The following is a 26,582-nucleotide window of genomic DNA, read 5'->3' on the forward strand; positions in this document are numbered from 1 at the left end:
TGATCTGGGCGTTTCGTAAAATGTGTTTTTATTTTTAATTGGAGGTGAACAAAATTGGCAGTCAGTAAATTGACATGCACGTGCTGCGGAAAAGAGCAAAGTGCAATACAATTCTATAAATCTGAGTCACCCTTTAACAAAAACTCTGGGAAAATAAGTGTTTGCAAATCGTGTTTACAGGAAGAATTCAAAAAGGCACCTGAAGACATTAAACACGTACAGAGTATCTTTCGAATGATTGACAGGCCATTCATTTATGACATTTGGATGTCTTCTCAGGAAGAAGCTAAATTAAAGAGTAAGGGTAATCAATTGAATGTTTTCGGCACCTATATGAAGAACATCGGTATGAAGGATTTCATTTCTAAGAATTGGTCAGACAGTGAATACGACGTGGAAGAACAAGATGAATACACTAAACAGCTCCTATTATCAAAAAGTGATAGTGATATATCAGAACAAGACATTCAAGAATTGATTCACTTTTGGGGGCGTGGTTTAGATTATGAAGATTATGTTTGGCTTCAAAACGAATATGTTGACTTTACTAATCGCTACGAATGCGACTCTAAAGGCATGGAGCTTTTAATAAGTCAGATATGTATGACAATGCTTGATATTAGAAAACGAAGAGAAAATGGAGAAAAAGTAGATCAGCAGCAAAAAACACTGCAAGATCTACTTGGTTCAAGTAATTTAAAGCCTGTTCAAGAAACTGGAGCAAACGGGGCTGAACAAGAAACTTTCGGAACACTGCTGAAAAAATATGAGAATGAAAGACCTGTTCCAGAGCCTGAAGAAAGATGGAGAGATCCTGATAAGATTTCAAAGTACATCAAGGTTTTCTTTTTAGGACACCTATCTCGTATGTTAGGTGTTAATAATAAATATTCTGATGAATATTGGGAAGAAATTGATCAGCTTACCGTTAATGAACCGATTGAAGAAGATGAGGAAAATTCTGATGGTCACAATTAACAACTTCAAACCAGATAGTCATAAAAGAACCAAAGGTATAAACATTTTCAAAAAGACAAGAAATTTTGAAAAAAAAACAAAATCAGAGAGGTTGATGGAAGGTATTGGAGTGTGGGCATCGTTTTATAGAGCCAACCCTCACCGTTTTGTAAGAGAATATCTTGGTATCACTCTGAAATTATTTCAATGCATCTTGATTTATATGATGGTTCATAACCATTACCTTATGTATCTTGCAAGTCGTGGTCAGGGGAAAACATGGCTAACCTCAGTTTACTGTTGTGTACAGGCTATCTTGTTTCCTGGGACAAAAATTGTAATTGCCTCTGGCACTAAAGGTCAAGCAAGAGAAGTTATTGAAAAAATAGACGATCTGAGGAAAGAATCGATAAACCTAAAAAGGGAAATATCTGACCTGAGAACTTCTTCTAATGATGCTAGAGTTGAGTTCCATAATGGCAGTTGGATAAAAGTTGTTGCTTCAAATGATGGAGCACGTTCAAAAAGGGCTAACCTGCTAATTGTTGACGAATTCCGAATGGTTGATTTTGAAATCATTAGTAAAGTTTTAAGGAAATTTTTAACTGCCCCCCGCTCCCCTCGATATCTTGAAAAAGAAGAATATCAACATCTAAAAGAACGAAACAAAGAAATTTACCTCTCCTCATGCTGGTACAAAGTTCATTGGTCTTATAATAGGTTTTTAACTTATTTTAATGCAATGATGAAAGGTTCAAAGTATTTCGTGTGCGGGCTACCATATCAAATCGCTATTAAAGAAGGTCTTTTAGATAAAGATCAAGTTAAGGATGAAATGTCCGAAGAAGACTTTGATTCAGTTGGATGGTCAATGGAAATGGAAGCACTATGGTTTGGCGAATCAGAAAAAGCATATTTCAAGTACGAAGATTTAGAGAAAAATAGAAAACTGGCCTCTCCCCTTTTCCCTCAAGATTATTATTCGTTAATTAAAGATTCCAATTTTAAATATGAGCCGAAAAACCTGGTGAAATAAGACTGGTTTCAAATGATATTGCTACAATCGCTGGCAAAGAAAATGATGCAAGTGTTTATACTGTTTTTAGATTATTGCCTAATGCCACTGGATTTGATAGACATATTGTATATATGGAAAGTTTGGTTGGTGGTCATACTGGCACGCAGGCAACTAGAATACGCCAATTGCAAGAAGACTTTGAATGCGACTATATTGTTTTAGATACTCAAAATGCTGGAATTGGTGTCTATGATGCGCTTTGTCAACCTCTTTATGATAAAGATAGAGCAAAAGAATACGAGCCTATTTCTTGTATAAATGACGATAAACTAGCAGATAGGTGTACATATCAACATGCCAGTAAAATCATATATAGTATTAAAGCTTATGGGCAATTGAACAGTGAAATAGCAGTCTTATTAAAGGATGGATTTAAAAGAGGAAAAATCAAAATGCCTGTTAGTGAGAATGAAGGCAAAGAATACATGAAAAAATTCAAAGGATATGAATCATTACCTGAAGAAACGAAAGCTAAGTTTATATCAAGCTATGCCCAGATAACATTGCTGATCAACGAAATGATCAACCTTGAAGCTGAGTATGCAGACAACGGACAAGTCAGGTTAAAAGAGCCTAAGAGTAAAAGGAAAGACAGGTATAGTTCTGTTGCCTACGGAAATTATATCGCTTCTTTGCTTGAACGAAACATGAATAAGAAACATGATTTTGACGATGATGATGATTTAGTATATTTCTAATAGATTAGAGGTGAAAAAGTGACAAAAAAAATTAAACAAGTTGATATTGAATCTGAAGAATATAAGCAAATGTTGAATGATTTCGAAACGTATACATCTACTTATGCTACTGGTTTTGTTTCGAACTTGTTTTCAAAAGGGATTATAAATGACGTAACTGCTGAACAATTAAAAAAATATTTTTCTTCACCTGATGAACACCAAGATGACATCGAAGATTTAGCCAACTATTTTTATGTATCCACTGCAGAAATTCATCAACTTTTCGAACTAATTGAAGCTCTACCTATATTAAATTTCAAAATAGATTCCTTTGAAAACCCCGATGCTTCAGAGAGTCATATTAAAACAATAAAAAAAGTATTGCATAAGAATAAACACAAGCGTTTAACTAGGGATTTGATGAAACAAACAGCAGCTGCGGGTACTTTGATTGGAATTTGGCTAGGTGATAAAAAATCCCCTTACCCCTTCATCTTCGATGGATTGAAATATGTGCAGCCCTCTTATCGTAGAAATGGTGAATGGGTATGCACATTAGATATGAGTTTTTTTGACAATATTTCAGATAATGATGCCCACCGCAAAGACCTCATTTCGAATTTCCACCCTTATATTACATATCAAGATTATCAAAATTTCCAAAAAGATACCGTTCGATATAAACATAAAGAGCTTCCTCAAAATAGAACGTTCTGTCTTAGAACTGGAACTCTTAAGAGAAATCAGGGTCTAGGTACATCTTGGGTTGCCCCTGGTCTATATGACGTTCTTCATAAGAAAAAGCTTAAAGATGTTGAGCAATCCATTGCGAATAAAATTATTAATGCGGTTGCGGTATTGACAATTGGTACTGATAAAAATAATGGAGATTACAGTAACCAAAAACTTCCTAAGCCTATCAAACAAAAGATTCACTCTGGAGTAAAGCAAGCACTAGAGAAAAACCAAACTGACGGTGTAACTGTCGTTTCCATCCCAGATTATGCAAGCTTAGACTTTCCTGATGTTAAAACTGACGGTTTGGATGGCAAGAAATTCGATCATATAAACAACGACATTCAATCTGCATATGGTCTTTCTGGCTCTATGTTAAATGGCGAAGGTGGCAACTATGCAACATCTTCATTGAATTTAGATACCTTTTATAAAAGAATCGGAGTTCTTTTGGAAGATATTGAACAAGAAGTTTATCAGAAATTGTTTAATTTAATTCTTCCGAAGAACCAAAATGACAATTACTATATTGTATACGACAAAGAGAAACCGCTGACTCTCAAAGAGAAAGTTGATTTATTGTTGAAATTGAACGATAAAGGATGGTCTATTAAACATGTAGTTGACAATATACCTGGGGTGTCGTGGGAATCATATTTAGATCAAACACTTCACGAAACCGAAACATTGCAACTGCAAGATAAAATCAAGCCGTACCAGACATCATATACATTCTCAGGTAACGATCCAGGGAATATTTCTGATGACACTTCGACTAATGAAAACACTTTAAAAACAAAATCATCAGACGGGAATAACACTCCATAGCTCTTCCCTTTTTGTCTTTGGAAGGAGGTGAAAATACTTGAAAGACAAACAAAAGAAAATTGATTATAAACTTCAATTAAATGAAATTAAAGCAAGTGATGATCCATCCAAGTTATCTTGTACATTTGTCATTTTTGATTTTGAAAAGTCTCATAATAATACAGTAATTTCAAAAGAAGTAGCCCTTGAAACAGCTGCTACCATTATCAATAAGCCAATTGTTGCAAAGTACAATGAGGTTGATTCCACTGGAACAGCAACTGATTCATTCGGGTCACATGAGGCATATTTAAGCACTGATAAACATGGTGATTTAGAGGTGAAGATGGACACCGCAGCAATCGGTGTTTTCACAAGTGAGGGCTATATTATGGAAATGTTGGGCTCTAATGGAGAAAAGACTGAAGTCCTTGCTGCTGATGCCATTCTATGGAGATCACGTTTTAAAGATGCTTGTGATCTACTTTTAGAATGGAACTCTAGAGGAATAAATATTAATACAAGTTGCGAGTTATTGTATTCAAATTACACATTTAAAGACGGTATTGAATACCTTGAGTCACCTGTTTATTTGGAAGGTCATGCTATTTTAAACTCTGAAAAGCGTGGAGATCAAGATGTTGTCCTGCCTGCATATGATTCAAGCAAACTACTAAGTTTCAATGAAAAAAATAAATTCGAAAAGCTTGTTGCTCAAGCGATTATTAATGAAAAAGAAGGTGAAAATGTGAAATTCAAAAAAGTTTTTGAGTTGTCTCACAGTGATATTAGATCGCTATTGTACTCTAAGCTGGATCCACAATTAGGAGTCAATGTATACTCGTATATTTGTGATGTTTATGAAGATTACTTTGTCGTCAACATTGAAGATCACAACGCAGAGACAGACTTATATTACAAGTACAATTACACAAAAAATGATGACATTGTCGAAATCCAATTCGACTCTAAACAAGAAGTGTTCCTTAAGAGAAATTGGGAAGAGGTTACTTCAGAAGAAGTCAAGAATCAGCTTAATGCAAAAGATCAGCAAATCAGTGATTTAACAACTAAATTGTCTGCTAAGGAAGATATAGAATCTAAATTCAATAGCGCAAGCGAAAAACTAGTGCAGCTCAATCAAACGGTTGAAGAGTTAACCCCTTTTAAAGAGCAATACGAGAAAGTTCAATTCGAGGCTCGTTTAAAAGAAAAAAGTGAACATTTTAAAGCTAAATTTAATGCGTTGAATGCATCGGATAAATTCGAAACTAACGAAGTTCAAAAACTTCTATCAGAAATTGCGAAACAGGATGATTATTCGGATAAAGCTTTATTACAACTGAATTCTATTCTGGTTGATTTGGTTTCTACTAATATCTCTCCTACCGAGATCCCCCCTCTCAGAGAACAATCCAGTATTCGTAAAGAGTTAATTCCAGAAGATGATTCATTCGAAGCAAGATATTATATTAAATAATTGGAGGCAAAAATTAAATGGCTACTAAATTACAAAAAGCTATTACTGAAGTAGGTAAACATACTACAGGCAATTTAAATTCATTAAAAATTAAAACAGTGGCGCACGGCGCTGAAGTATCTGGTTCTGATATTGATAATTTCACATTAGTGGAACTAGGATTCAATTCAGACGGAGATCGTATTGCGAAAAAATTGTCTGATAAGGCGAAAAAAGCTTATTTGATTGCGACTCCAGAAACTCGTTACATGGGTGAATCACTAAGAGACTTTTACAATGGTGAAGGTGAACGTGCAAGAATCGTTATTCTAGAGCCCGCTTATACTCGCTTCGATGTTTCGGCATTCACGCTTAACACTGGTCAAACTGAAGTTAAACGTGGACAAGTGGCTCATTTCGACATTGCTTCGGATAAATATATTCTGAGTGATGCTGCAGCGCCACATGAAGACTATGAAGACTCTTCAGCTAAATTCCTAGTAGTTAATGGTGAAGATGACCTTAGTTATACGATGGGTCAAAAACTTGTTCGACTTGAAGTAATTGAAGCTTAAGTAATTACACACAAAAATTTCTCAATAAAAGGAGCATTTTAATGTTTGATAACGTAAAAATTAAAGGCCTATTCAGCCGTGTTCTAAACAACCAAATGGAGCAAAAGGATGAATCGGATATTAAAGATTGTATTAAAAAAGTTTTTGGTGATGGTACGGTTACTCCTGATCCTTCTTTATTGCATCAATTCAACAATTTGATTGTGGAACAAGCTGATGCAATTGCAAAACCTAAAGTAACTGAGTTGCTAAAGCTGTTCGCTGATACTTCACAAGAGAAACCAGGCAATTTAAAACAGCTTAAAATCCCTAAGAAAACTAAAGCTAAAGTCGTTTGGTCAGCATCAGGATCAGGCGTAGACTTGGTTCGTGTTGAAGGCCGTGAATCGATCACTGCCGTTCCAGAAACAATGTCAGCTGGATTCTATTACGAACCTCTTGATCTTGTAACAGATTCAATTGTCGCTTTCAATAATCTCGTAAACGATATTGCAGATGCAAAAGTTAGGCTGTATCTAGACAAAATTCATGAATTGACTGCGGCAGCTGTTGGTTCTGGTAAGATCCCTGCAAAGAATGTTCAAACTGGATCTAATCTAACTCTGCAAAAATACAGTGAAGTAGCTTCTGTCCTTCAGCGATATGGTGGTCGCCCAGTGTTCATCGCTGACTCACTATTGATTGATTACTTTGCGTCTCAACAAGGAACTGATCCGAAGTACGTAAACCTTTTATCTGACAAGATTAAAGAGGAACTTCTTACAGCTTTAAACCCTACCACTATCGGAAGAACTACTGCAGTAAACTTAATCAATCCATTCACTGATGAGACTAATTCAAAGGTCGAGCTACCTGTAAATAAAGGTTATATGTTTGCTGGTGGCGTTTCACAAAAACCATTCTCTGTAGTTGAGTATGGTGGTTTGAAACAAATGACAGAGCAAGATATTGAGGATGAAAGAGTCAAAATGAAAATTACTCAATCTGCTTCAATCGTTCTATTGTTTGGTGAAGCTATTGGTATTATCGAAGAACAAGCAGCAGTATCTATTTAATTTACACAATAAGGATTTATTAGGAGGAATATTAGTTGGCGGAAAAAGTTAAATTAGCACGATATAGAAATACATCGTATTTTGTTGGTTATACAGGTGATGGCGCTCTCAAACAGTATAATTGGGCAGGAAGTAAAAATGGAAAAGTCGATGTCAAAGAAGTTCCAAGAGAACTGGTTGATTGGTTAACTATGAGTAGCGTATGTTTTGATAAAGGTGAATTAGTTTTGATTGAGGAAAATGAAGAATCGAAAGAAATTCAAGACTCTATTAATGACGTTGAATCTTATGTTAACAACACTCACACCAAAGAAGAAATTGAGACTATGATTAAATCTAGCACTATCCCGCAACTCAAAAAAAAAATAGCTGAAATCACTGTAGATGCAGAAAAGCAATTTGTAATTGATGTTGCTTCTGAATTCAGCGAAGAAATTCCAAGCGGAAAGCTAAAAGCGATGGCTGAATGGATGGGCGTTGAAGACAGTTCTATTCTTTTTGATTAGGTGGTAATTTATGAATACTACATATGATCAAATTTGGCAATGTTTCTTAGATAATTGCAAAACCTCCGATATAAACCTCCCTACTGACGACGAAGGTATTTACTCTCAAATCAAGAATGCCTCCCTTCTCTTCAATAATCGGTTTAGAGATAATCGAATAAAGTGTGACAATGATACAGAGACTGTAGATCGTCTTCTTAATGAAGATGATCTGCTAATCTTGGGAAACTACATTCGTTTAGTGTTTTTGAAAAATGAATTAACCGCTTATTCGAGCACCTGGCAACCCTTCTCCAAAGACATTGGGACAACTCATTTTTCAGCTCAAATTAAAGCGCTGGAATCCCAAGTGAATGAGCAGCAAAGAACAATTGACAAAATAATTTTTAATACGGAGGTAGACTTCGTATGAAATTATATATAAACGATCAATTGTATTCTAGCTACGTTCCAATTAATGAACACCTCATTAGACTAAGTAAGAAAAATAATTCAGTGCTATTCAAATTGGAAGAATTCCTAGATAAAAAATTGATTGCTGATCCCTCTTTGTCTGAAATTAGAGACATTATTTTATCAGTAAGTGGTGATATCGTACGTTTGGAAAATTCTATTGTTTGTGGTGATCATGATGAGGAACTTTAAAAATTATCATAAATTTAATCCTAATCAGAAGATTTCTTTTGATGGTCGGGGTATTTTTGAACGTGGATTAGAAGGCTTTCAAGGTGAAGAGGTTTTTGTTGACGGTGTTTCCGTGAAATGTCTGATCCAATCTAAATCAAATGATGGATTATTTAGATACATACTAGCAAAACCTGATGAGATTAAATTAGGTAGTGTTGTTGAATGGGATTTCAGTAATTGGTTAATTGTAACACAGCCTTATGACAATAAGATTTACAAAAAAGCAGAAATGCGACTGTGCAACAGTTCAATCAAATTATCTTCAGGAGACATATATGTAGATACAGGTAAAATCAATGAAATCACTGGAAAGCCAATTAGAAAACTTGTTCCTGGTGAAAGCATTGAAATCCCTTGTGTGTTTGATCGAACTGTTTCAGTTAACGGCTCTGATCAACCGATCAATCTTCCTGATGGCCAAGCCCACATCACTCTCCCCTACTCTACTAATCCTCAATTAAAAATTGGGTTAAAAACGCAATTTTATTCAGAAGAGTTTATTGTACACGATATTGATTATTCAAAAGTAATTGATGGCGTGGGCACCATTAAACTCATCGCAAAAAAGAAAGTCAGTGATAACAAATGAGTATGATGGTTCAAGAAATGACTAAGTTATTCAATAGTGCATGGCAGGATAATACTCTAAATCGTCTTCTCTACTACAAAGACAGTCCTCTCTCCACTGATCTTCCTGATGTCCAAGAACTAGATAACTATTTTGAATCAACTCCTGATGAGCAACCTCCGATTTTTAAGACAATTTTTAAAAGGGCTGCTAAAACGACCGATCTAAATGACGACAAGCCTATTTGTAGAGTGTGTATGTATTTTGGGATCTCTTCCCCCCTTCCTTCACACTTAAGCGAAAAAGTTTTAGAACGAGATTTACATTTTGATGTTTACACACATATTGAAACTTTTGAAGAAAACGAATTTAGAAGTCTTAAAATCATTGACAGACTTTCAGACATATACTTGGGTAAGAATGTTGCTGGTTATGGTAAAACACGGTTCGTAAGGTGTCAACCGATTTCAAATCCCCCAAATGGTTACACAGGATACAAATTGATTTTAAAGATCGGTGGTCAGAAATGGTGATTGCGTTTAATCTTGATTATTTAATCACTGGCCAACCCATTAAAACTCCATATGGCGAGTGTTCTTTTATAAAAATTAAAGATTATCCACAATTCCAAAACCATTTAGCTTTGTTCAAAATGTCAAAGAAAGAAATAATTTATAACTACAGTAAGAAAGAAAACAATCAGTATGGTGAGCTAGATGAATTAATAGCTGAGTTAAAAAAAATGACGCTTTTTGAGATAACTGGTGAGCTAGAAAACTTCAAAGAAGCATATGAATCAATCTTTAATTACATGTTCGGGAAAAACATCCTAGAAAACATCTCTGAAGATGATTTTAATGAAATTAGAAACTTGATTCTAAAAATGTGTGTTCTTAAGGAAGAGAAAATCAGCTCTAATCCCGAAATTCAAAGAGCAAACGAGCGAAGTCAACGAGTTAAACAAGCAGATTCAGGTAACGTTGAACTAGCTGACATTATTGACAGTGTTGCAATTGGTGCAAATACTCCAATTCATGTTATCAATGAAGGTTCGATGTATCAGTTGTACAGGCTATATTATCGAATAGCGCAATTCAAGAATTACGAAACCACTACTTTGTTTGCAACTGTAAGCCCAGAAGCTGGGAAAAATATCGAAAGTTGGAGTAAGTCTATAGATTTATTTGAAGAAGAAAAACACTACATGAGTAGAGAGAGCTTCTTTAATTCAACTAAAGGTTTCGCACAAGGATGATGCATTGCATCGTCCTTTTTTATTTTAAGGAGGAATTCATTAATGAAAATGGTAATTCAAGACACAGCCGATGTTTATTTTAAACGTAAATCTGATGGACATACTGTGTTTACAACTGAAGCTCAATTAGCTTCACTCTCTGGAGCTATCTCCGAAGAAAAGCTATACGCTGGAATTGGCAACAAGCCTGTCTACATTCTCAAGACTCAAAAAGAGTTAACGCTATCTGTTAGAAACGCTTTGTTTGACCTAGAGTTTTTAGCAATGTCTCAAGGTGAAGGTGTTCAAGAGGATGTCACTGTTAAATTGTTTGATCGTGAGCACAGTGTTAAAGTTGCGGATGACAATAGCGTTGAATTAAAAGGAAAGTCTCTTGCAGATCATATGGTTACTTTTTACAACAAAAAGAATCAGACATATCAAGTCATTTCTAGCAGTGATGGAAAATACACGTTGCCAACTGCGTTTGTATCTCCGAAGGAAACTGTTACCGCAGTGTTCCATGTTGAAAAAATGGGTAGAAGTATGAATATCAAGGCTTCTCGTTTTTCTGAGAGATATGAAGTTGAATATAGAACAATCGCTTACAATCCAGAGACTGAGCAAGTTTACTCTGATATCATCATTCAGTTCCCTAACGTATCACCTTCTGGAGAATTTGAGCTATCTTTAGAAAACGGTCAAGCTTTAACTCCTGAGTTCAAATTCGAAGCGCTTGCTGATATGGACACTGATAACATGGCTGTCATTTCAGAAATCCCACGTGATCAATCTGAAAACAAAACGCCTGATCAGACAGACGATGACAAAGGCGATGGCGATCTAGGAGATTAAGAATATTTAAAGGAGGTTTATATTATTGGCTGACTTTTTAAACCAGTCTAACGGACGGTATACATCATCTAAAGATGACGGAAATGGTAATCCTATCACCTCTGTTGAAGTGAACAACAACGAGCCGATTGATGTGACTCTATCAAATGAAAAACTTTCTGTAGAGGTGTCTAACACCACTTCTATCCCTGTTGTTATTAGAAATACAATTCCAATTAAAACAACTGTTCAAAAAGGTTATAAAGATGCGCTGCTTGCCGAAAATGTAGATATCGCAAGTGGAGAATCTTCTGTATATACCATTGATCTGGTAGATGATTTTGGTTTGTTTAATACATACGGGGTTTCATTGTTAACAGCGAAAGAAGATGAATTAGGTAAAGTTGACTGTGAAGTTTACGCTATCCCAAAAGGATCTTCTGCATTTTTTCCTTCTCCCCAAAGTGATAACAACGTGTTATTTAAAGAGTCTGCACTAACAAAAGATTCCCCTCTTTCTAAATCGATCTCTTTTAAATCACCTAAGCTTTCAATTGTTGTCAAAGCAAGTGGAACTGTTGATTTAACGGAATTGAATTTAGCTGTCTGGGGTATGGATTAATTTATTTCTGAGGAGGTCTCCCCTCCTCTTTTTTATAAGGAGTGATTATTATAGCTACAGAAGATACAGCTCCTATTGTAGTAATTCCTGATCGTACATCATTTGTTTTTCATGAGAAGTCAGTCTCCCCTTCTGACGGTGAATCATTAGAAGTTAAACATTATCAAAAATTAGGTATCACTATAACTGGGACATCTACTTCAAGACGAATTTCGTTTGTGGGAGTAATGAATGATGGTCAGGAAATTGAATTAGGAGGTACTCAGTTAAGTGATTACCGAATTGCCGTAGGAACAGAAGGAATTAATGAGGCTTGGGAATTCTCGATTTTCCCTTTCAAAAAAGTATTTATTAAATTAGAAGATGTGACTGATGGAGATGTCTCTGTGTTTGGGGAGGCTTCGACATAATGCTTGATTCATTAATAAGAGGGTTGTATAAAAGGCTGGAGAAACAAATCGCTAACCTCAAAGACCTCTTTTTAACCAGTGAGGATTCCATGAAGCGTGATGTTGAAAGCTTCAAAAGTGATAATGATTCATTTAAGTTTGAAATTAAAAGTGACTTCGAAACTCATAAACAAGACACTAAAAATCCACATGCTGTCACAAAAGAGCAAGTCGGTCTCAGTGATGTATTAAACATTGAACAAGCCACTAAAACAGAGTTTAATGAACATCAAAACGATTATGTTATCCATGTTGATCAAGATCAAAAAGAACAATGGGATAAAAAAGAAACCGTTGAAGGTTCACAAGAGAAAGCTGATTTAGCTTTAGTTCATTCTAAAGAATACACTGATGAGCACGCACAAAAAACAAATCTTCACACCCAGCCAGGTGAGAAAGACAAATGGAATGGTTATGAAAATTTGATTGATACTTTAGCGACTTCTTTGAATGTTGTGCAAAAATATAGGTTAACTCAAGATGATGGGAAAGCGCAGCCCCTTTCGAATAGAACTGATGTATTAACACTATCCCCTGGAATATACACTGGTCAAAGCTTAATTAATGCCCCATCTGCAGATGATCCCTTCCTATTCTTCATCAATTCTAAGGATAATTCCAATAAGTCAATCTTGGCTATCTCATTAAAAAATAATGAAATGTGGCTTTTTTCAAAGTTTCAAAATGCGAATTCAACTTGGAACAAAGTTGTATCTTCTAAAGATATGAATGTGGTTTGGGTGAACACCACTTTAGTAGTTGGAACCACAAATCCTCAATATCCTTTAAGACACAGGTATATACCTGTTTCCAAAACTTTAGAGATACAGGGAACATTCACCGCTCCGCTCGGTGCAACGATTGCCAAGTTGTCCTATTTCCCTGTCCAAAACATTGATTTTACTGGTGTTACTGTAGGTTCTTATGGGCAAGCACGAATGACACTAACGACAACAGGAGACTTAATCTATTCTGGTTTGTTTTCAAAGGATGATAGCAAAGTTGAAAGAGTGTCCTTAAATGAAACTATACCATTATCATAAAGAGGGTCACATCTATGAAAACAATATTTTACTATGATGAAAACTTTATTTACTTAAGACAATCTGATTACTTTGAAGGAGAAGTTTTGCCAGAAATGAGCACAGATATCGCACCTCCCCAATCACTATATTTAGGTAAATTCTATCCAGAAGAAAAGACGTGGAAAGAATCAGCTACTCAAGAATACATGGACTCTTTCAAAGTCGAACCCGAGCCTTCTGAAATAAGCATAGTTAAACAACGGGTATCTGATCTTTATTATATTATTGCGATGGGAGGAATTTAATTGGATATTGACTGGTATGAATTGATTAAAAGTTTTTATGACGAAGGTTCATGGTCTAAAGAAAGAGTATACAATACGGTTGCTGCAGGGAGAATCACACCTGAGCAATACGAACAGATTACAGGTGAAGCATATGTTAAACAATAAACGCCAATTAAACACAGGGAGTTATTTAGGGGAATTTTTAGTTCTAGGAAGAATGAAATCTGATCCTAAAAAATGTGACTATATGATTGTTGTATCAGAAAAAGGTGCAAATAATGCAGTAGACGCTTTTAACAAACAGGGTTTTGATGAAACCTTCGTATCGTTGATTCAATAAATAAAATAAGAATTTTATCTAGACACCTCTCCCCTGTTTGAGGTGTTTTTATTTTAATCATAAGGAGAGATATGATGACAACACAAAAATTAACGCTTGATCATATTAAGGATGGGAATAAAAAATACGATGAGAAAGTTAAAGTTCAGTTAGATGATAAGTTCCATGTTCACATCTACCCTAACTTTGATCCAATTAAGATTACTCAAATGATCAAAATGGCTCTAGAAGATTTAACTGAAATTGAGACAAATAAAAAGATCAAACACAAACTTAATTTCTCTGATCTTTTAAACATCTATACAACCCTTACATTCAGTGATGTCGCTAATATCCCCCAAGGTATTACTTCTAAAGTTAATTTAATGAGCGAATTGGTTAAATCCCCATATTTTAAAACGATCAATGAGTCCTTTCCAGAAGAAAGTATTGAAAGCATCTATGAGAAATTACGCACTATGACAGAAGGCGTGATCGCAACTCAAGAAGCACTTGTTGACAAAGCTAATCAAGAAATCTTGAAAAAAGTTCAAAAGTTAACAGAAGAATCTTAATGGCTAAAAATCATAAAGAATTAGCCGTTATGGTTGAAAAAGCAGCTTTAAAAGCCTTGCAAACTGGCAGTCATACAAAAGAGTTCTTAATCAAAACAGGTCAAGAACAAGTCCAATCAGTTGTGTATGACTCGTACAATCCTGTGGAATACAATCGAACTGGTGAATTAAAGGCTTCATTTGTTGTAGCGAATGAGTCGAATGGAATCTCATTAGATAACGTAAGAGCAGACGATGGACGAGATGTTGCAACAGTTGTTGAGACTGGTGAAGGATATCAATTCCCTGATGAATATGGTTATGGATATGGTGAGCCTCGTCCTTTTATGAACAACACTACGGAAAAATTAAAAAACAGTGGAGAACTTTTGGACGCTGCTATGAAAGATGTTCGCAAGGCTGGTTACAAGACAATCAAATAGCCTGGCGGTGAATTTAAAAATGAGTAAAGAAATTGAACAAAATATGCTCCGCAAAAGAGCACAGAAGCTCCCTGAAGTTACAGATGATATGTGGTCGCAGGTTGATCAAGAACATCGAGACCTGGTTTCAGAGTTTCTAGATGCCAACTCATTCAGGGATAAAACTAAAAAACAGTATCATTCTACACTACGTCAGTTTTTCTGGTGGGTACATACATCATTAAACGGCAAGAAGCTATACAAGATCACTAAAAGAGATTTTATACGATACCAGAGCTTCTTGAAAAATCGTGGAATGTCTTCAAGTGGCATTGCACTAAAAAAAGCTTCTGTGTCTTCTCTTAACAACTATCTTGAAAACATAGTGGCTGAAGACGATCCGAACTATAAGACTTTTCGAAACTTCACTCGTGGCCTCCCTGCTATACCTAAAACGGTGACTTATGAAAAAGTTAAAGTAACATACGATGATTACAAATTAATGATGGACACTCTAGAAGAAGACGAAAACTATCTTGGGATGGCATGGCTAGCCACTGCATTTAATGTTGGTGGTCGTAGAGCAGAGTTAGTCCAGTTTAAAACAGAAATACTAGACTATCCTTTAAGTGAAGGTCAATCATATGTTATGAGTCATAAAGTGTTCGGAAAAGGCAGAGGCGAAGGGAAAGTTTTAGAATACATGGTGAATTTAGAGGCACTTAAGTACATGAGAATATGGCATGAAAAACGTGGATATGATCATGAGTACATCTTCACTACTCAATATGGTGGTGAGCCTAAGCAAATCTCAGAGTCGTGGGCAGATTATTTTTGTTCAGATGTACTTTCGGACATTCTCGGCAGACGAATCAACCCTCACCTATTTAAAGCCTCTTGTATTACCTACCTTCTCGAAGTGAAAAAGATCAAGTTGGAATTGGTTAGTAAATACATTGCTCACCATAAAGATGTATCAACTACAATCAAACATTACGATTTAAGAAACTTCGAAGAAGAAAAGAATCAAATCTTCGTTTGAAATCCCTCTTTATTCAGAATCAAGATCCTTCTTTTGAGGGATTTTGCTTATGGTTAAAAATACTAACGCCTTCTCTCTTTTGTTTCTTGATGATAGAATCGATGTATAAATAAGCACATTTGAAAGTGTTAGGAGTAATTTATATGCCTAGTTTAAGTGAACGACTGAAGTGGTTGAGAAATGCCCGCCAACCTAAATTGACTCAGCAATCTCTTGCGGATGAATTGAATATAAGCCGAGCGACTTATGCTAGATACGAAACTGGAGATAATGTGCCTGATATTGATACTCTTAGAAAGTTAGCTGGATTATATAAAATAAGCATTGAGTATCTAATAACGGGTAATGAATTCAGTGGGAATGTATCCAAATTTGAAATAGATAATCCGAAAATAGCAAACCTTTTCTATGATCTTTTAAAAGCTCCCGACAATAAAATTGAAGAGTTAATTCAGTTTTGGGAATTTATTAAAATCAAAAGCAAACAAGATTAATTTAACCTCACTTAACGTGGGGTTTTTCTATGCCATCATTTAACAACTCTCCCCTTCTGCCGATAATTCTGTTGAGGTGGTAAAGGTTGATACTCAAGAAAATGAAACAAAAAATAGAAAAAAGAAAACTAAGGATAGAAGAAAATAAGGCAATCAAGGGATTTAGAAAAGAAGTATTTAACCACATCAATTTAAAAAATAACCTGATAAAAATGAGGGTGCGTGTTCTTGTTGAATATATAGATTTCCATTTCTCTCTTGAGGGACAGGACGACTTGATAGTATTTAGAAGTAAACTTCGAGTAGTGAGGTCGCTGGATAAAGATGTTCTGTTGAACGCAATAGCTAGAACAAAAGGTATGGAGAAGATATATGAAACAAAATATGCAACTTTTTTTGTTGGGGCTATTCTTACATCTACTGTTCCAGTAATAGCAGCCTTTGGTGACTTGATTCCTGAATTCACCATCATCACACGTGTTTTTATTATGGTGTTTACAATGTTTAATTTGATATTCTTTTTAAAGGCTATGATTAAAGATAAATATATTGTAGCCCTACTGACATCGTTTAGGGAGCTACTGGAGCAAACTTTAATAGAAAAAGGAGGTTCCGACAGTAATTAGGCATCTTCCCCTGCCCTGTTTCTCTAGACTGAGTATCGTGGTATACTATAGGAAAAATATACTGGTGGTGGGAATGAGTGGGTTGGCTTATTATTGGATTTTTAGCGTTTTGCGGGGTAGGCATTTTTCTAGTCACTAAATCAATTGATCATCAAACCAACAGAAAAAAAGCACTCGATAGCATCGATGAAGAAAATTATTCCCGAACTTATACGTCAACTGACGGATCAACCAAAGTGTTCTTCGATGAAACAAGTGAAAAAGTGAAGATTGGCTACATTTCAATTGACAACTTTAAGGACAGTAATGTTACTCCCATCATAAAAACGTATGACTTCAAAGATATAGTTGACGTTGAAGTTAATATAGATGGCAGCACTGTTTCAAAGGCGTCTAAAGGAGATTCGATTTTAGGAGCAACTGTAGGTGGAGCAATCGGCGGGGGAATAGGTGCCATAATTGGAAGCAATAGTGCATCTAGTAAAACAAACGAATATATTGATTCTGTACATTTGAGAGTTTGTTTTGAAGACTTCGATATCCCCTTCTATGATGTTGCTTTTTACAGTGGGGTTGTTTATGATCCTGATTTGCCCACATCGATTAAAAGATCCTCTCCTGAAGCTCAAAAAGCATTAAAGGAAGCAGAAACTTGGTTTAGATATTTCAAATTAGCTATTCGAAACGCTGAAAAAGTCGCTCATTAATTTTGGGCGACTTAATTTTTTAGGCGGCTTTCTACTTCGAATAGCCTTTTATTTAGCAGGACAGTTTTGTTGTCTACATTTTGAATCTGTTTTAAATGTGCAGTGATATCTTTCGGTTGGTTTTCTTCCAATCTGTCTAGTTTAACGTTGATTTGATTAAATTCTTTGTTTGTATCTTCTCTGAAATCCACAATTTCAGATTTAATTGTCTTCAACTCATTTGAAAGTTCATGGATGGCTTGCAAAATTTTGCTCTCCATTTTGTATCACCTCTCCTCTAATTATAACATCACTTGCAATACTTTTGCTTAAGACTCTTCCCTTACAAACTCAACAACCTCCTGAATAGTACAATCCAGATAATCGCAAATTTTATGAATTACTGTTAATGCAACATACTCATTCTTATTTAATTTTGCAACTGTTGCTGGAGCAATCCCTAAATCAGTTTTCAAATCAGCAGTAGTTTTATCTTTTAGTACGAGTGTAATTTTCAGGGGTTTGTAACTCACTTTAGATTTCATTCGCATACCTCTCTATTTCGCTTTCTTGAATTAATAATAACATATGTAAGTTTGAATATAAACAAACTTATAAATAAATTCAAAAATGTGTATTGACTACTTATTCGTGATAGCTTATCATTAATTCACGAAAGCGAAATATTGTTCACAAACGTTTAAATGAAGGAGGATTATATGAAACATCTTTGGGTTGAGTATCCAAGAGATATTTAATCTCCAGCTAAAACAAAAAGAATCACTGTTAGGAGGAACAGAAATGTCAGTTAACAATGTTACTGGGACTATATTGTTAGACGTTTCAAAAAGTGTTGATTCTAATAAAGAGGAATTGGCCATATTGGAGTCTTATTACTCTATTTCAGAAGAAAGAGTTCACCTAGACGAATTGATGCTTGTGCACAAGAACGGTAAAAAATTAGGAACTGTTAAGGTACATAATGTGAGTATTTCTTGGAATAATTTTAATGGGGGAATAAAGAATGAATCAATTTGAAAAAGCTTTCGATTATAAAGGGAATAATGTAAGAACGTTTATGAGAGATGAGGAAATTTGGTTTGTCGCTAAGGATGTATGTGACATATTAGAAATTAATAATAACCGTCACGCTGTAAGTCGTCTTGATGACGATGAAAAAGCTGGCGTCGTTTTAAATGACGGCAGACAAAAAAGGGAATTTGCTATCATTAATGAATCAGGTCTCTATACATTAATCCTAAGCAGTCGCAAACCTGAAGCAAAACAATTCAAACGCTGGATCACACATGATGTATTGCCTGCAATTCGTAAAAACGGAATGTATATCTCAGAAGATGCTACAAGAGAGCAGAAACTATTCAACTATGATCTATTAGAAGAGACTTTCCATAACTGCGGTATAGAAAATCTACATGAACTTTATAAGGAATGCGTTGATTATTACAAAGAAAATAGAATCCGATTAGATTATAAAAGAAGCTCAAAACATCGAAGAAATGATAAGAAAAAATCACTGTCAGATTCTCGGATTGAAATGATGAAAAAGATTGAAAATGTACTTCAAGAGCGGGAATTAAAATATAAGCAATCTCTCAATTTTGCCTTTGTATCAGTTGTATCTGAATTATTGAAAATTATTGCTCTTGACATTAAGTCAATAAAACATAACAAGACTAGAGGAAAGTTGGCTCAAGCGAAATGAGCAAATATGTTAATTCAGTCATATTAGATGTAGTTGCAATGGTTGATCAAACTTCTTCATCACATCAGACAGCTGATTTGTCTACTGATCATCTCTTAGCAAAATTCAACGATATACTTGAGATTGTTTTGATAAACAGACATGGAGAAACTCTAAAACTCGAAGCATATGAGTTGAACTATGAAGTGAACGAAGCAGAAGAAGTATAAATCTTAGAAAGGACTCCTTTAAATTATGGAGTCCTTTTTGATTCCCCTCTTCTATTCTCGGTAGCTTAGAAAGGATGTGAGCAATTAATTGAGCGAACAACTAAAAATATTTGTTACTCCTGTAGCAGACACGTCTTCGCAAACAACTGAAAACCTAAACAAGCAAATCAGACAAATACAATCCAAGCTTAATGCCCTTGAATTAAAAACGAACATTGATAACAATACGTTAAAGGCTTTAAAAGAGTTCACTGCGGCAATGGGCAAATATCAGTCCAATTTAAAAAATTACAACGACACTGTAAAAGAAACCACTAAGATTACTCAACATCTTAATGGTAATGTTACTAAGGTAACTCAAGAGCATAAGCGCAGTGGCGAAATTATTCAAAGAACAACACAAAAAATCAAAGAGCAAACAACAGAAACCAATAAATTAGCAAGTGCTCAACAAAAACTCGGAGAAGTTGTTAAAAATACTGACAGACTGAATGCTCAAGGTAAGGTTACTGGATCTACTCAGAAAAATCGTGATGGTTACAAGGATTACACATACAATCTTGAAGAAAAAGGAAACGTAAAAAACTCAACTGTTTCCACAAATTTTGAGAAAAAAAGAAAAGATATTGAAGCGTTAAGTGCCTCCCTGCAGAGACTTCGGGATCAAGGTGTTTTATCTGATACTACCCTCTCTTCCCTTGGTCGTAAAATCAACCTTGCTCAATCCTCAGCCCAAATTGATTCCCTCAAGCAAAAAATTCGTACTTTGGATGACAAATCTTCCGCAGTTGCAAAGAATAATGAATTAAAACAAACAATTGCGTTGTACCAAAGGCAAGCTCAACTTAATGCAAACAATTTAGCAAGTAAATATGGCAATAACTTAAGTAATCAAAGCAAGGCGCAAACTCAAGAATACCTTCTTGCTGTTACTCAGCTCACCTCTAAAACCCCTGCTCTATCTTCAAAGATTAAAGACCTCAATATGCAGTTTAGAGAGCTTTCATCCTCTATTCAAAATTCAACTCAAAGAGCTACATCATTTGGTCAACAATTGGGTGATGCTTTTAGTCGTATACCTGCTTACTTACTTTCGGGTTCTATATTTTATGGAGCTATTACAGCTTTAAAAAATATAACTCAGCAAGCGGTTGAGATTGATACTCTAATGACAAACATACGAAGAGTCATGGATTTGCCAGATTACAAATTTAATGAGCTCCTTCAAACTTCATTAGATTTAAGTAACGAATTATCCAATAAAGTATCAGATGTGCTTGAAATTACGGGTAGCTTTGGGCGTATGGGTTTCCAGGCAGATGAGCTTTCCGATTTAACCAAAACAGCACAAGTTTTGCAGAATATTTCAGATCTAACTGCATCAGATACTGTAAACACTCTTACTGCAGCCATTCTCAATTTCAACGTATCGGCAAAAGATTCAATTTCTATCGCTGATAAACTTAATGAAGTTGATAACAACTTTGCAATTTCCACTCTCGATATGGCTAATTCCATAAGAAAAGCTGGAAGTACCGCTGCTACGTTCGGTGTTGAATTGAATGACTTAATCGGCTACACAGCAGCCATCGGGAGCACCACACGTGAAAGTGGAAATATAGTAGGTAACTCATTAAAGACCATTTTCGCAAGAATTGGTAATAACAGAAGCTCTATTAAAGCCTTAGACCAAATTGGTATCTCTGTGCAAACAGCAGCTGGTGAAGCAAAAACATCAAGTCAGTTAATTGGAGAAGTAGCAGAAAAATGGGACAGCTTGTCTGATGCCCAAAAGCAAAACACATCTATTGGTGTTGCGGGTATTTATCAGTTATCCAGATTTAACGCCCTATTGAATAACTACTCAATCTATCAAGACGCAGCTAACACTTCTGCAAACTCAATGGGTTCGGCATGGAAAGAACAAGAAAAGTATGCTGATAGCTTACAGGCACGGATAAACCGCCTTCAGAATACGGTTACTGAATTCGCTGTTGCCGCAAGTGATGCCTTTATCTCGGATGGTCTTATCGCTTCTACTGAAGCACTAGGAAACTTTATGGGATTAACAACTGGGCTAGTTAAGAATATAGGCTTCCTTGCCCCTGCTTTTGGAACAGCTACAGTTGCCACATTATTGTTCTCATCTGCACTAAGAAGCACGTCAATGCAGAGTGGTGTCAAGATTATAAACACCTTAAGAGAGATTCCGGCAAATCTGCAAACCTATTCTATAAAAGCAGCAACTACAACAGCTACTACTAATATATTATCGCATTCGTTTACAGCACTAGGTAAAGCTGCGAGATCAGCAGGAATATTCTTAGCTGGAACCGCCCTTCCAATTGCAGCTTTTGCAGCTCTTGGATTTGTGATCGAAAAGCTTGTAAGTACTTATGCTGATGCTAAAAAAGCCCAAGAGGAATTTGAAACAGCACAGAAAACTTCAGTAGAAGCTTGGACTACGAACAAAGAAGCTACTCAAGGGTTAATAGACAAATATAAAGAGCTTCGTAAAGCAAAAGAGGATAATCAGCTAACGCCTGAAAAAGAACAAGAATATCTATCAGTATCTCAGCAGTTAGCAGCAACATTCCCTAACCTCGTTGAAGGATATGATACGCAAGGCAATGCCATCATAAAGAACAACAAGGCCTTGAAAGAGGCAATTAAATACACTGAAGAGATGGCAAACTTCAATAAACGTGATTTGAAAGATAATGCAGCTTCCAACTTTGAAGATCAAATTAAAAAGCTTAAAGATTTGAACAAAGAAATGGAAGCAAATAAAGCCTTAGCTGATAACTACAAAGAAGGTTCAAGTTGGATTACAAGAATCTTCGAAAACCCTTTTGCTAATGATGATGATTACGTAAAAGAAGGATACAAATACGAGCGTGAAGCCTTGCGTGCGAAACAGTCAATAGTAAGCGCAAATGCTGAAATTCAGGCTTCAGTATTAGACGTAATCAGTGCATTTAATTCCATTGATATTAACCCTAATATTAAGAAATCCATAACTGACATCCTGAATACAATGGACTTCAGTAAGTTAAGTCCTGAGCAACTTAAGAGTTTTTCGCAACAAGTGGCCACAATAATGGACTCACTCCAAAAGTCTCTAAACAATGGCAATGGCTCAGAATTTGATAAGCAAACAGCATCACTGAAAACTCTTATTACTGAGTTCTCAGATGGGAAAGTAAAAGTTGACAACTTGAACCTCTCATACTCTACTCTTAAAGATTCGTTAGATCAGGCTAAAAATGCTGGTGATTCAGCAAAGGTGGTTTGGAACGAAAATGGTGAAGGTGTAGATGAGCTAGGTGAATCAGTTGGCAAACTATCTGATAAGCTTAAAGAAGTTAAAGGTGACATTGAAGCTACGAAAGATGTTTTAGATCAATTGCTACAATCTCATCAAGCAGCTATTGCTATGGAAGCTTTAGTCGGTGATGTATACGATGATTTAGCTGATCAAGTGTCCCCTCTCAATGGCTTGCTAGAGAAAATGGCTGAAGGTAAATCTATATCGGCTTCAGAAGCAATGAAGCTCATCCAAAAGGAAAAAGATTTGGCTGGTGCCATTTCAGTTGAAAATGGCATAGTGAAAATCAATCGTGATGCAGTGATTAAACTAAGAAATACTAAGGTTAAAGCATATGCGGATATGCAAACTTCAGTAAAACAAGAGCTTTTAAATCAAGCTAATACTTTAAGTAAAAAGATCGGCTATTATAAATCTGAAGTTACTGCCATTAAAACTGTTCAGGATGCTCTGAGAAAGAAAGCAGAGTTAGAAAATCAAAGAGATGCAATATTAGATGAGCTAAAAAAAGGAAACAACGGAGCTATTCAATACCTCCCACAGCCGAATAAAGATTTAAAGAATTTGTCTGATATCACTGATCAACTAGAAGAATTAGATAAGCTATCAGACTTAACTCAAGCATCTCTAAATGAAACTGGCACGTCTTATGAAACAATGTCTGACTCTGCTGATAAAGCCTCAGAGTCTACCAAAAATTCAATTTACGTTGCCGACAAATATAAAGAAGCATTAGAGCGAGTCAATAAGCAAATTGAAGAACAAAACAGAAAAACTAATGACTACCCTAAATGGTCGCAGAAATATCGTGATTCAATTAAGAAGGAAATCAAGGCGTTAGAACGAAAAGAAAAACTTCTCAAGAGTCAGATTAAGCTCCTTAAAGAACAGATTAAATCTGGATACATTGCTCAAACAGGCATTGTTGACTCTTCTTCATCCTACTCCCCTTCTAGCTCTTCATATTCTGCTTCAGGCGGTTCTTATTCAGGTAAGTATTCAAACATTATTAATCAAGCTGCAAAACAGTACAATGTTCCAGCTGCGTTAATTGCTGCGGTTATTAAGCAAGAATCTAACTTCAACCCTAATGCTCGTTCATCGGTTGGAGCAACTGGTTTAATGCAACTTATGCCTGCAACGGCCAGAGGTCTTGGTGTTAAGAATTCTAGGGATCCTTATCAAAACGTAATGGGCGGTACCAAATATCTTAAGCAAATGCTTGATAAGTTTGGATCGATTGAAAAAGCATTAGCTGCATACAATGCGGGGCCTGGTAATGTAACAAAGTATGGTGGCATTCCTCCATTTAAGGAAACCCAGAATTATGTTAAGAAAGTAAACAATTACTTTAAACAAATGGGTGGTTCACTCTCCTCAAGTGGTGGATCGGCTGCTGGTTACTATGACTCAATGAGAAGAACATCTCATTTCGGTCAGCAAGAAAAAGGATTACGCTCTGCTCCTCATAAAGGTTTAGACTTAGCTGCTAAATCTGGAACTCCAATCAAGTCTCTTAAATCAGGTAAAGTCCTCACTGCTGCATACTCTAAATCAGCTGGTTATTGGGTTGTTGTTCAACAAGATGACGGCACAGTTGCTAAGTACATGCATATGCAAAAAGGACTCAAAGTTAAAGCTGGGCAAAAGGTTCAGGCTGGCCAAACTCTCGGTAAAATGGGAAGCACTGGTCACTCTACAGGTACTCACCTTCATATGCAAATCGAAAAGAATGGCAAAGCGATTGACCCAGAAGCATATATGCAGCAAATTGGCTCTGATTTGTCTAGCTCTGAAGCTGAACGTCAGCAAGCTATTTCACAAGCAAAATCTGATTTACTAGGTCTTGAAGGCGACCTTTCTTCTGTTAAAGACCAAATTCAAGATTTGCAATATGAGCTAGTCCAATCTAAGCTTGATGAATTCGAAAAGCGTAAATCCGATTTAGAGTTGAAAGTTGCTCAAAACCAATCTAAAGCTAGTCGCTATCTCAATGACAGTGCACAGTTTAGAAAATACACAAATGAGCAACGTAAAGCAGTTGAAGCGCAACAAAAGATTCAGAATCAAAAAGTAAGTTGGATCAACAAAGAGCTAAAGCAAAATAAGCAATTAAACGCTGCTCAACGTGATCAATTACGTGAAGAATTAAAACAAGCTAAACTTGACCTCATCAGCATCAAAGATCAGGTTTATGAGCTACAGGCTAGTATAGTTCAATCTAAAACTGATCAAATCCTTAATAATATTGATAAGTCAGTCAAAAAGACTGAATCAAAACTTAAGAATGTTGATATTAAGATTCAGACAACCGAAGAAGACAAAGATAAAGTTAAGTACTATAGTCAGCAAATCAAGCTGATTCAGCAACAACAAAAAGAAGCTGCAAAGTACATAAAAGATTTAGAGAAACAAAAGAAAGCAGCTAAGGGTTTCCCTGAAATCCAAAAACAAATATCTGACGAAATATCTTCTTGGAAAGATAAGCAAAAAGATTTCAACTTAGAGCTATACCAAACCAAGAAAAGTATTAAAGATATTTACAAATCGCTTGCTGATGAAGTCGTCTCTATCTATAAAGAGATGTACGAAAAGATGCTTGATATTGAGCTTGAAGCTCATCGTAAAGCTACTCAAGACATCATTGATGGCATCGATAAGGAAGATGATGAAGCTAAGTTCCAAAAGGATTTAAAAGATCGTCAGGAAAGCATTCAAAAGCTTCTAGATCAGATAAATCAATATGCGTTAGATGATTCAGAATTTGGTAAGTCAAAGGTTAAAGAGCTTACCGAACAGATGCAAAAAGAACAACTTGATTTAGATCAATTCCTAAAAGATCGTGAAAACTCCAAACGTAAAGAAGCGCTACAAGATCAACTTGAAAAAGATGAGAAATCAATCAACACAAAATATGATGATCTTGTAAACGATGAGCGTGGGTTCAAGGATTTAGAAGGAAAATTGATGAACGGTAAGATTAGTGATATCAATAAACAGCTTTCTGAGTTCACTAAATTCATCAATTCAAATATGGAGTCAATCGGCAAGTCTATCTCTAACAATTTGATCGATAAGCTTAAAGAGGCTTCAAATGCTCTTGGTGTTGTCGTTAAGGGAAATACAACAGGTAAAAAGGTAGCCGCTTTTGACACTGGTGGTTACACTGGTACTGGCTTAGGTAGTGGTAAATTAGCTGTACTCCATGATAAAGAGCTAGTTCTTAACAAGACTGACACTGAAAATATGCTTAAAACTGTCGAAACCGTTAGAGACATCAGCCAAAATGATGGGTCATTTACCCCGAAATGGGGAACTGGACAAAAGCTGAGCTCTGCTTTAACTAGCGTGCCAACTGAAGCAGTTAAATTAGCAGGAGCGAATATAGTGAAAAGTGCTGCTTCTGCTATTAGCATTATTCCAAGTGCAATCACTAGGCTTACAAAAGCGCCTCAGCCTACAGTTATGTCTTCTGTGTCGAACGATCAGGGCGATGTTTACAATCTAACCTTGCAGATTGATAAGATGGTTGGCGATGAAAATGGTGCAAACAATGCTTTGGAAAACATCAGAAGAGGATTAAAGCAAATGAAAGGTAAGGTATAAGAGTCTGAAATCAGG

Annotated in this window: 30 protein-coding genes and 1 pseudogene; 29 read left to right on the plus strand and 2 right to left on the minus strand. The window is 35.7% G+C overall.

The genetic code is table 11. The features are described 5' to 3' along the window. Window positions 1-54 precede the first annotated feature (54 nt). From MHI33_RS12105 to MHI33_RS12225, 25 genes and pseudogenes are all read left to right on the plus strand, one after another. Window positions 55-978: a hypothetical protein gene (locus MHI33_RS12105; protein WP_340911553.1), complete on the plus strand. Its 924-nt coding sequence runs from the start codon at window positions 55-57 to the stop codon at window positions 976-978. Beyond that, window positions 965-2,733 (plus strand): annotated as a pseudogene (locus MHI33_RS12110) (terminase large subunit domain-containing protein). Before MHI33_RS12105 ends, MHI33_RS12110 begins: the two are co-directional and overlap by 14 nt. Window positions 2,734-2,802: 69 nt before the next feature. Next, entirely contained in the window at window positions 2,803-4,278 is a 1,476-nt protein-coding gene (locus tag MHI33_RS12115) for a hypothetical protein (RefSeq protein ID WP_340913833.1), read from the plus strand. A gap of 37 nt (window positions 4,279-4,315) precedes the next feature. Continuing rightward, window positions 4,316-5,737 carry a hypothetical protein gene (locus MHI33_RS12120; protein WP_340911556.1) on the plus strand — a complete coding sequence of 474 codons (1,422 nt, stop codon included), beginning with the start codon at window positions 4,316-4,318 and terminating at the stop codon, window positions 5,735-5,737. A 17-nt stretch (window positions 5,738-5,754) separates the two neighbouring features. Next, window positions 5,755-6,291, plus strand: a complete 537-nt coding sequence (locus tag MHI33_RS12125; protein ID WP_340911558.1) for a hypothetical protein — start codon at window positions 5,755-5,757, stop codon at window positions 6,289-6,291. 41 nt (window positions 6,292-6,332) lie between these two features. Continuing rightward, on the plus strand, window positions 6,333-7,346 hold the full coding sequence (locus MHI33_RS12130; RefSeq protein ID WP_144534008.1) for a hypothetical protein: 1,014 nt from the start codon (window positions 6,333-6,335) through the stop codon (window positions 7,344-7,346). Between the two features lie 35 nt (window positions 7,347-7,381). Then, a complete protein-coding gene (locus tag MHI33_RS12135) occupies window positions 7,382-7,852 on the plus strand; it encodes a hypothetical protein (RefSeq protein WP_340911565.1) in 471 nt (156 codons plus the stop codon). Window positions 7,853-7,862: 10 nt separating this feature from the next. Next, window positions 7,863-8,264, plus strand: a complete 402-nt coding sequence (locus tag MHI33_RS12140) for a hypothetical protein (protein ID WP_340911567.1) — start codon at window positions 7,863-7,865, stop codon at window positions 8,262-8,264. Beyond that, complete coding sequence (locus MHI33_RS12145) at window positions 8,261-8,497, plus strand: hypothetical protein (protein ID WP_340911570.1); 237 nt, start codon at window positions 8,261-8,263, stop codon at window positions 8,495-8,497. The genes MHI33_RS12140 and MHI33_RS12145 overlap by 4 nt, the downstream gene beginning before the upstream one ends. Then, window positions 8,484-9,128, plus strand: coding sequence for a hypothetical protein (locus tag MHI33_RS12150; RefSeq protein WP_340911573.1), 645 nt, complete (start codon window positions 8,484-8,486; stop codon window positions 9,126-9,128). Before MHI33_RS12145 ends, MHI33_RS12150 begins: the two co-directional genes overlap by 14 nt. Continuing rightward, a complete protein-coding gene (locus MHI33_RS12155) occupies window positions 9,125-9,640 on the plus strand; it encodes a hypothetical protein (protein ID WP_216927266.1) in 516 nt (171 codons plus the stop codon). The genes MHI33_RS12150 and MHI33_RS12155 overlap by 4 nt, the downstream gene beginning before the upstream one ends. Next, window positions 9,634-10,362 (plus strand): hypothetical protein, encoded by a 729-nt coding sequence (locus MHI33_RS12160; protein WP_216927268.1) that lies wholly within the window; start codon window positions 9,634-9,636, stop codon window positions 10,360-10,362. The genes MHI33_RS12155 and MHI33_RS12160 overlap by 7 nt, the downstream gene beginning before the upstream one ends. A 42-nt stretch (window positions 10,363-10,404) precedes the next feature. Further along, window positions 10,405-11,196: a hypothetical protein gene (locus MHI33_RS12165; RefSeq protein ID WP_216927270.1), complete on the plus strand. Its 792-nt coding sequence runs from the start codon at window positions 10,405-10,407 to the stop codon at window positions 11,194-11,196. 25 nt (window positions 11,197-11,221) lie between these two features. Further along, window positions 11,222-11,797: a hypothetical protein gene (locus MHI33_RS12170; RefSeq protein ID WP_216927272.1), complete on the plus strand. Its 576-nt coding sequence runs from the start codon at window positions 11,222-11,224 to the stop codon at window positions 11,795-11,797. A 41-nt stretch (window positions 11,798-11,838) separates the two neighbouring features. Then, the gene (locus MHI33_RS12175) at window positions 11,839-12,207 is read left to right on the plus strand and encodes a hypothetical protein (protein WP_216927273.1); all 369 of its coding nucleotides are present in this window, start codon (window positions 11,839-11,841) and stop codon (window positions 12,205-12,207) included. After that, window positions 12,207-13,289, plus strand: a complete 1,083-nt coding sequence (locus MHI33_RS12180; RefSeq protein ID WP_340911580.1) for a hypothetical protein — start codon at window positions 12,207-12,209, stop codon at window positions 13,287-13,289. The genes MHI33_RS12175 and MHI33_RS12180 overlap by 1 nt, the downstream gene beginning before the upstream one ends. Window positions 13,290-13,303: 14 nt before the next feature. Further along, complete coding sequence (locus tag MHI33_RS12185; protein ID WP_073205334.1) at window positions 13,304-13,576, plus strand: hypothetical protein; 273 nt, start codon at window positions 13,304-13,306, stop codon at window positions 13,574-13,576. Next, the gene (locus MHI33_RS12190) at window positions 13,577-13,723 is read left to right on the plus strand and encodes an XkdX family protein (RefSeq protein ID WP_254117325.1); all 147 of its coding nucleotides are present in this window, start codon (window positions 13,577-13,579) and stop codon (window positions 13,721-13,723) included. Further along, window positions 13,710-13,898, plus strand: a complete 189-nt coding sequence (locus MHI33_RS12195) for a hypothetical protein (protein ID WP_216927275.1) — start codon at window positions 13,710-13,712, stop codon at window positions 13,896-13,898. The genes MHI33_RS12190 and MHI33_RS12195 overlap by 14 nt, the downstream gene beginning before the upstream one ends. Before the next feature lie 74 nt (window positions 13,899-13,972). After that, window positions 13,973-14,452, plus strand: coding sequence for a hypothetical protein (locus MHI33_RS12200; protein WP_217012347.1), 480 nt, complete (start codon window positions 13,973-13,975; stop codon window positions 14,450-14,452). After that, window positions 14,452-14,874, plus strand: coding sequence for a hypothetical protein (locus tag MHI33_RS12205; RefSeq protein ID WP_217012346.1), 423 nt, complete (start codon window positions 14,452-14,454; stop codon window positions 14,872-14,874). The genes MHI33_RS12200 and MHI33_RS12205 overlap by 1 nt, the downstream gene beginning before the upstream one ends. 19 nt (window positions 14,875-14,893) lie before the next feature. Continuing rightward, window positions 14,894-15,895: a tyrosine-type recombinase/integrase gene (locus MHI33_RS12210; protein WP_340911592.1), complete on the plus strand. Its 1,002-nt coding sequence runs from the start codon at window positions 14,894-14,896 to the stop codon at window positions 15,893-15,895. A 143-nt stretch (window positions 15,896-16,038) separates the two neighbouring features. Next, the gene (locus tag MHI33_RS12215) at window positions 16,039-16,389 is read left to right on the plus strand and encodes a helix-turn-helix domain-containing protein (protein ID WP_340911595.1); all 351 of its coding nucleotides are present in this window, start codon (window positions 16,039-16,041) and stop codon (window positions 16,387-16,389) included. Between the two features lie 86 nt (window positions 16,390-16,475). Continuing rightward, window positions 16,476-17,015: a hypothetical protein gene (locus MHI33_RS12220; RefSeq protein WP_340911598.1), complete on the plus strand. Its 540-nt coding sequence runs from the start codon at window positions 16,476-16,478 to the stop codon at window positions 17,013-17,015. A 77-nt stretch (window positions 17,016-17,092) separates the two neighbouring features. After that, the gene (locus tag MHI33_RS12225; protein WP_340911603.1) at window positions 17,093-17,722 is read left to right on the plus strand and encodes a hypothetical protein; all 630 of its coding nucleotides are present in this window, start codon (window positions 17,093-17,095) and stop codon (window positions 17,720-17,722) included. Between the two features lie 11 nt (window positions 17,723-17,733). Here the strand turns inward: MHI33_RS12225 and MHI33_RS12230 are convergent, their stop codons facing one another. Next, window positions 17,734-17,982, minus strand: a complete 249-nt coding sequence (locus tag MHI33_RS12230) for a hypothetical protein (protein ID WP_340911606.1) — start codon at window positions 17,980-17,982, stop codon at window positions 17,734-17,736. 48 nt (window positions 17,983-18,030) lie between these two features. Further along, complete coding sequence (locus MHI33_RS12235) at window positions 18,031-18,246, minus strand: helix-turn-helix domain-containing protein (RefSeq protein ID WP_024428178.1); 216 nt, start codon at window positions 18,244-18,246, stop codon at window positions 18,031-18,033. Window positions 18,247-18,502: 256 nt separating this feature from the next. Between MHI33_RS12235 and MHI33_RS12240 the strand changes: the two genes are divergently transcribed. The 4 genes from MHI33_RS12240 to MHI33_RS12255 all read left to right on the plus strand — a co-directional run bounded on the left by MHI33_RS12240 (window position 18,503) and on the right by MHI33_RS12255 (window position 26,567). After that, entirely contained in the window at window positions 18,503-18,739 is a 237-nt protein-coding gene (locus tag MHI33_RS12240) for a hypothetical protein (protein ID WP_024428177.1), read from the plus strand. After that, window positions 18,726-19,424 carry a BRO-N domain-containing protein gene (locus tag MHI33_RS12245; RefSeq protein WP_340911611.1) on the plus strand — a complete coding sequence of 233 codons (699 nt, stop codon included), beginning with the start codon at window positions 18,726-18,728 and terminating at the stop codon, window positions 19,422-19,424. Before MHI33_RS12240 ends, MHI33_RS12245 begins: the two co-directional genes overlap by 14 nt. Window positions 19,425-19,462: 38 nt before the next feature. Further along, window positions 19,463-19,633 carry a hypothetical protein gene (locus MHI33_RS12250; RefSeq protein WP_340911613.1) on the plus strand — a complete coding sequence of 57 codons (171 nt, stop codon included), beginning with the start codon at window positions 19,463-19,465 and terminating at the stop codon, window positions 19,631-19,633. Between the two features lie 88 nt (window positions 19,634-19,721). Then, the gene (locus tag MHI33_RS12255) at window positions 19,722-26,567 is read left to right on the plus strand and encodes a phage tail tape measure protein (RefSeq protein WP_340911616.1); all 6,846 of its coding nucleotides are present in this window, start codon (window positions 19,722-19,724) and stop codon (window positions 26,565-26,567) included. Window positions 26,568-26,582 lie beyond the last annotated feature (15 nt).

It is taken from the genome of Bacillus sp. FSL K6-2971, assembly GCF_038006405.1.
GTDB lineage: Bacteria > Bacillota > Bacilli > Bacillales > Bacillaceae > Bacillus > Bacillus pumilus.

Bases quoted from the DNA above. Each gene is read 5' to 3' on its own strand.
- MHI33_RS12145 (WP_340911570.1), top strand. From the start codon at position 8,261: ATGAAATTATATATAAACGATCAATTGTATTCTAGCTACGTTCCAATT.
- MHI33_RS12195 (WP_216927275.1), top strand. From the start codon at position 13,710: ATGTTAAACAATAAACGCCAATTAAACACAGGGAGTTATTTAGGGGAA.
- MHI33_RS12130 (WP_144534008.1), top strand. From the start codon at position 6,333: ATGTTTGATAACGTAAAAATTAAAGGCCTATTCAGCCGTGTTCTAAAC.
- MHI33_RS12150 (WP_340911573.1), top strand. From the start codon at position 8,484: ATGAGGAACTTTAAAAATTATCATAAATTTAATCCTAATCAGAAGATT.
- MHI33_RS12215 (WP_340911595.1), top strand. From the start codon at position 16,039: ATGCCTAGTTTAAGTGAACGACTGAAGTGGTTGAGAAATGCCCGCCAA.
- MHI33_RS12165 (WP_216927270.1), top strand. From the start codon at position 10,405: ATGAAAATGGTAATTCAAGACACAGCCGATGTTTATTTTAAACGTAAA.
- MHI33_RS12245 (WP_340911611.1), top strand. From the start codon at position 18,726: ATGAATCAATTTGAAAAAGCTTTCGATTATAAAGGGAATAATGTAAGA.
- MHI33_RS12235 (WP_024428178.1), bottom strand. From the start codon at position 18,246: ATGAAATCTAAAGTGAGTTACAAACCCCTGAAAATTACACTCGTACTA.
- MHI33_RS12160 (WP_216927268.1), top strand. From the start codon at position 9,634: ATGGTGATTGCGTTTAATCTTGATTATTTAATCACTGGCCAACCCATT.
- MHI33_RS12230 (WP_340911606.1), bottom strand. From the start codon at position 17,982: ATGGAGAGCAAAATTTTGCAAGCCATCCATGAACTTTCAAATGAGTTG.
- MHI33_RS12200 (WP_217012347.1), top strand. From the start codon at position 13,973: ATGACAACACAAAAATTAACGCTTGATCATATTAAGGATGGGAATAAA.
- MHI33_RS12115 (WP_340913833.1), top strand. From the start codon at position 2,803: ATGTTGAATGATTTCGAAACGTATACATCTACTTATGCTACTGGTTTT.
- MHI33_RS12155 (WP_216927266.1), top strand. From the start codon at position 9,125: ATGAGTATGATGGTTCAAGAAATGACTAAGTTATTCAATAGTGCATGG.
- MHI33_RS12185 (WP_073205334.1), top strand. From the start codon at position 13,304: ATGAAAACAATATTTTACTATGATGAAAACTTTATTTACTTAAGACAA.
- MHI33_RS12205 (WP_217012346.1), top strand. From the start codon at position 14,452: ATGGCTAAAAATCATAAAGAATTAGCCGTTATGGTTGAAAAAGCAGCT.
- MHI33_RS12125 (WP_340911558.1), top strand. From the start codon at position 5,755: ATGGCTACTAAATTACAAAAAGCTATTACTGAAGTAGGTAAACATACT.
- MHI33_RS12210 (WP_340911592.1), top strand. From the start codon at position 14,894: ATGAGTAAAGAAATTGAACAAAATATGCTCCGCAAAAGAGCACAGAAG.
- MHI33_RS12180 (WP_340911580.1), top strand. From the start codon at position 12,207: ATGCTTGATTCATTAATAAGAGGGTTGTATAAAAGGCTGGAGAAACAA.
- MHI33_RS12240 (WP_024428177.1), top strand. From the start codon at position 18,503: ATGTCAGTTAACAATGTTACTGGGACTATATTGTTAGACGTTTCAAAA.
- MHI33_RS12140 (WP_340911567.1), top strand. From the start codon at position 7,863: ATGAATACTACATATGATCAAATTTGGCAATGTTTCTTAGATAATTGC.
- MHI33_RS12250 (WP_340911613.1), top strand. From the start codon at position 19,463: ATGGTTGATCAAACTTCTTCATCACATCAGACAGCTGATTTGTCTACT.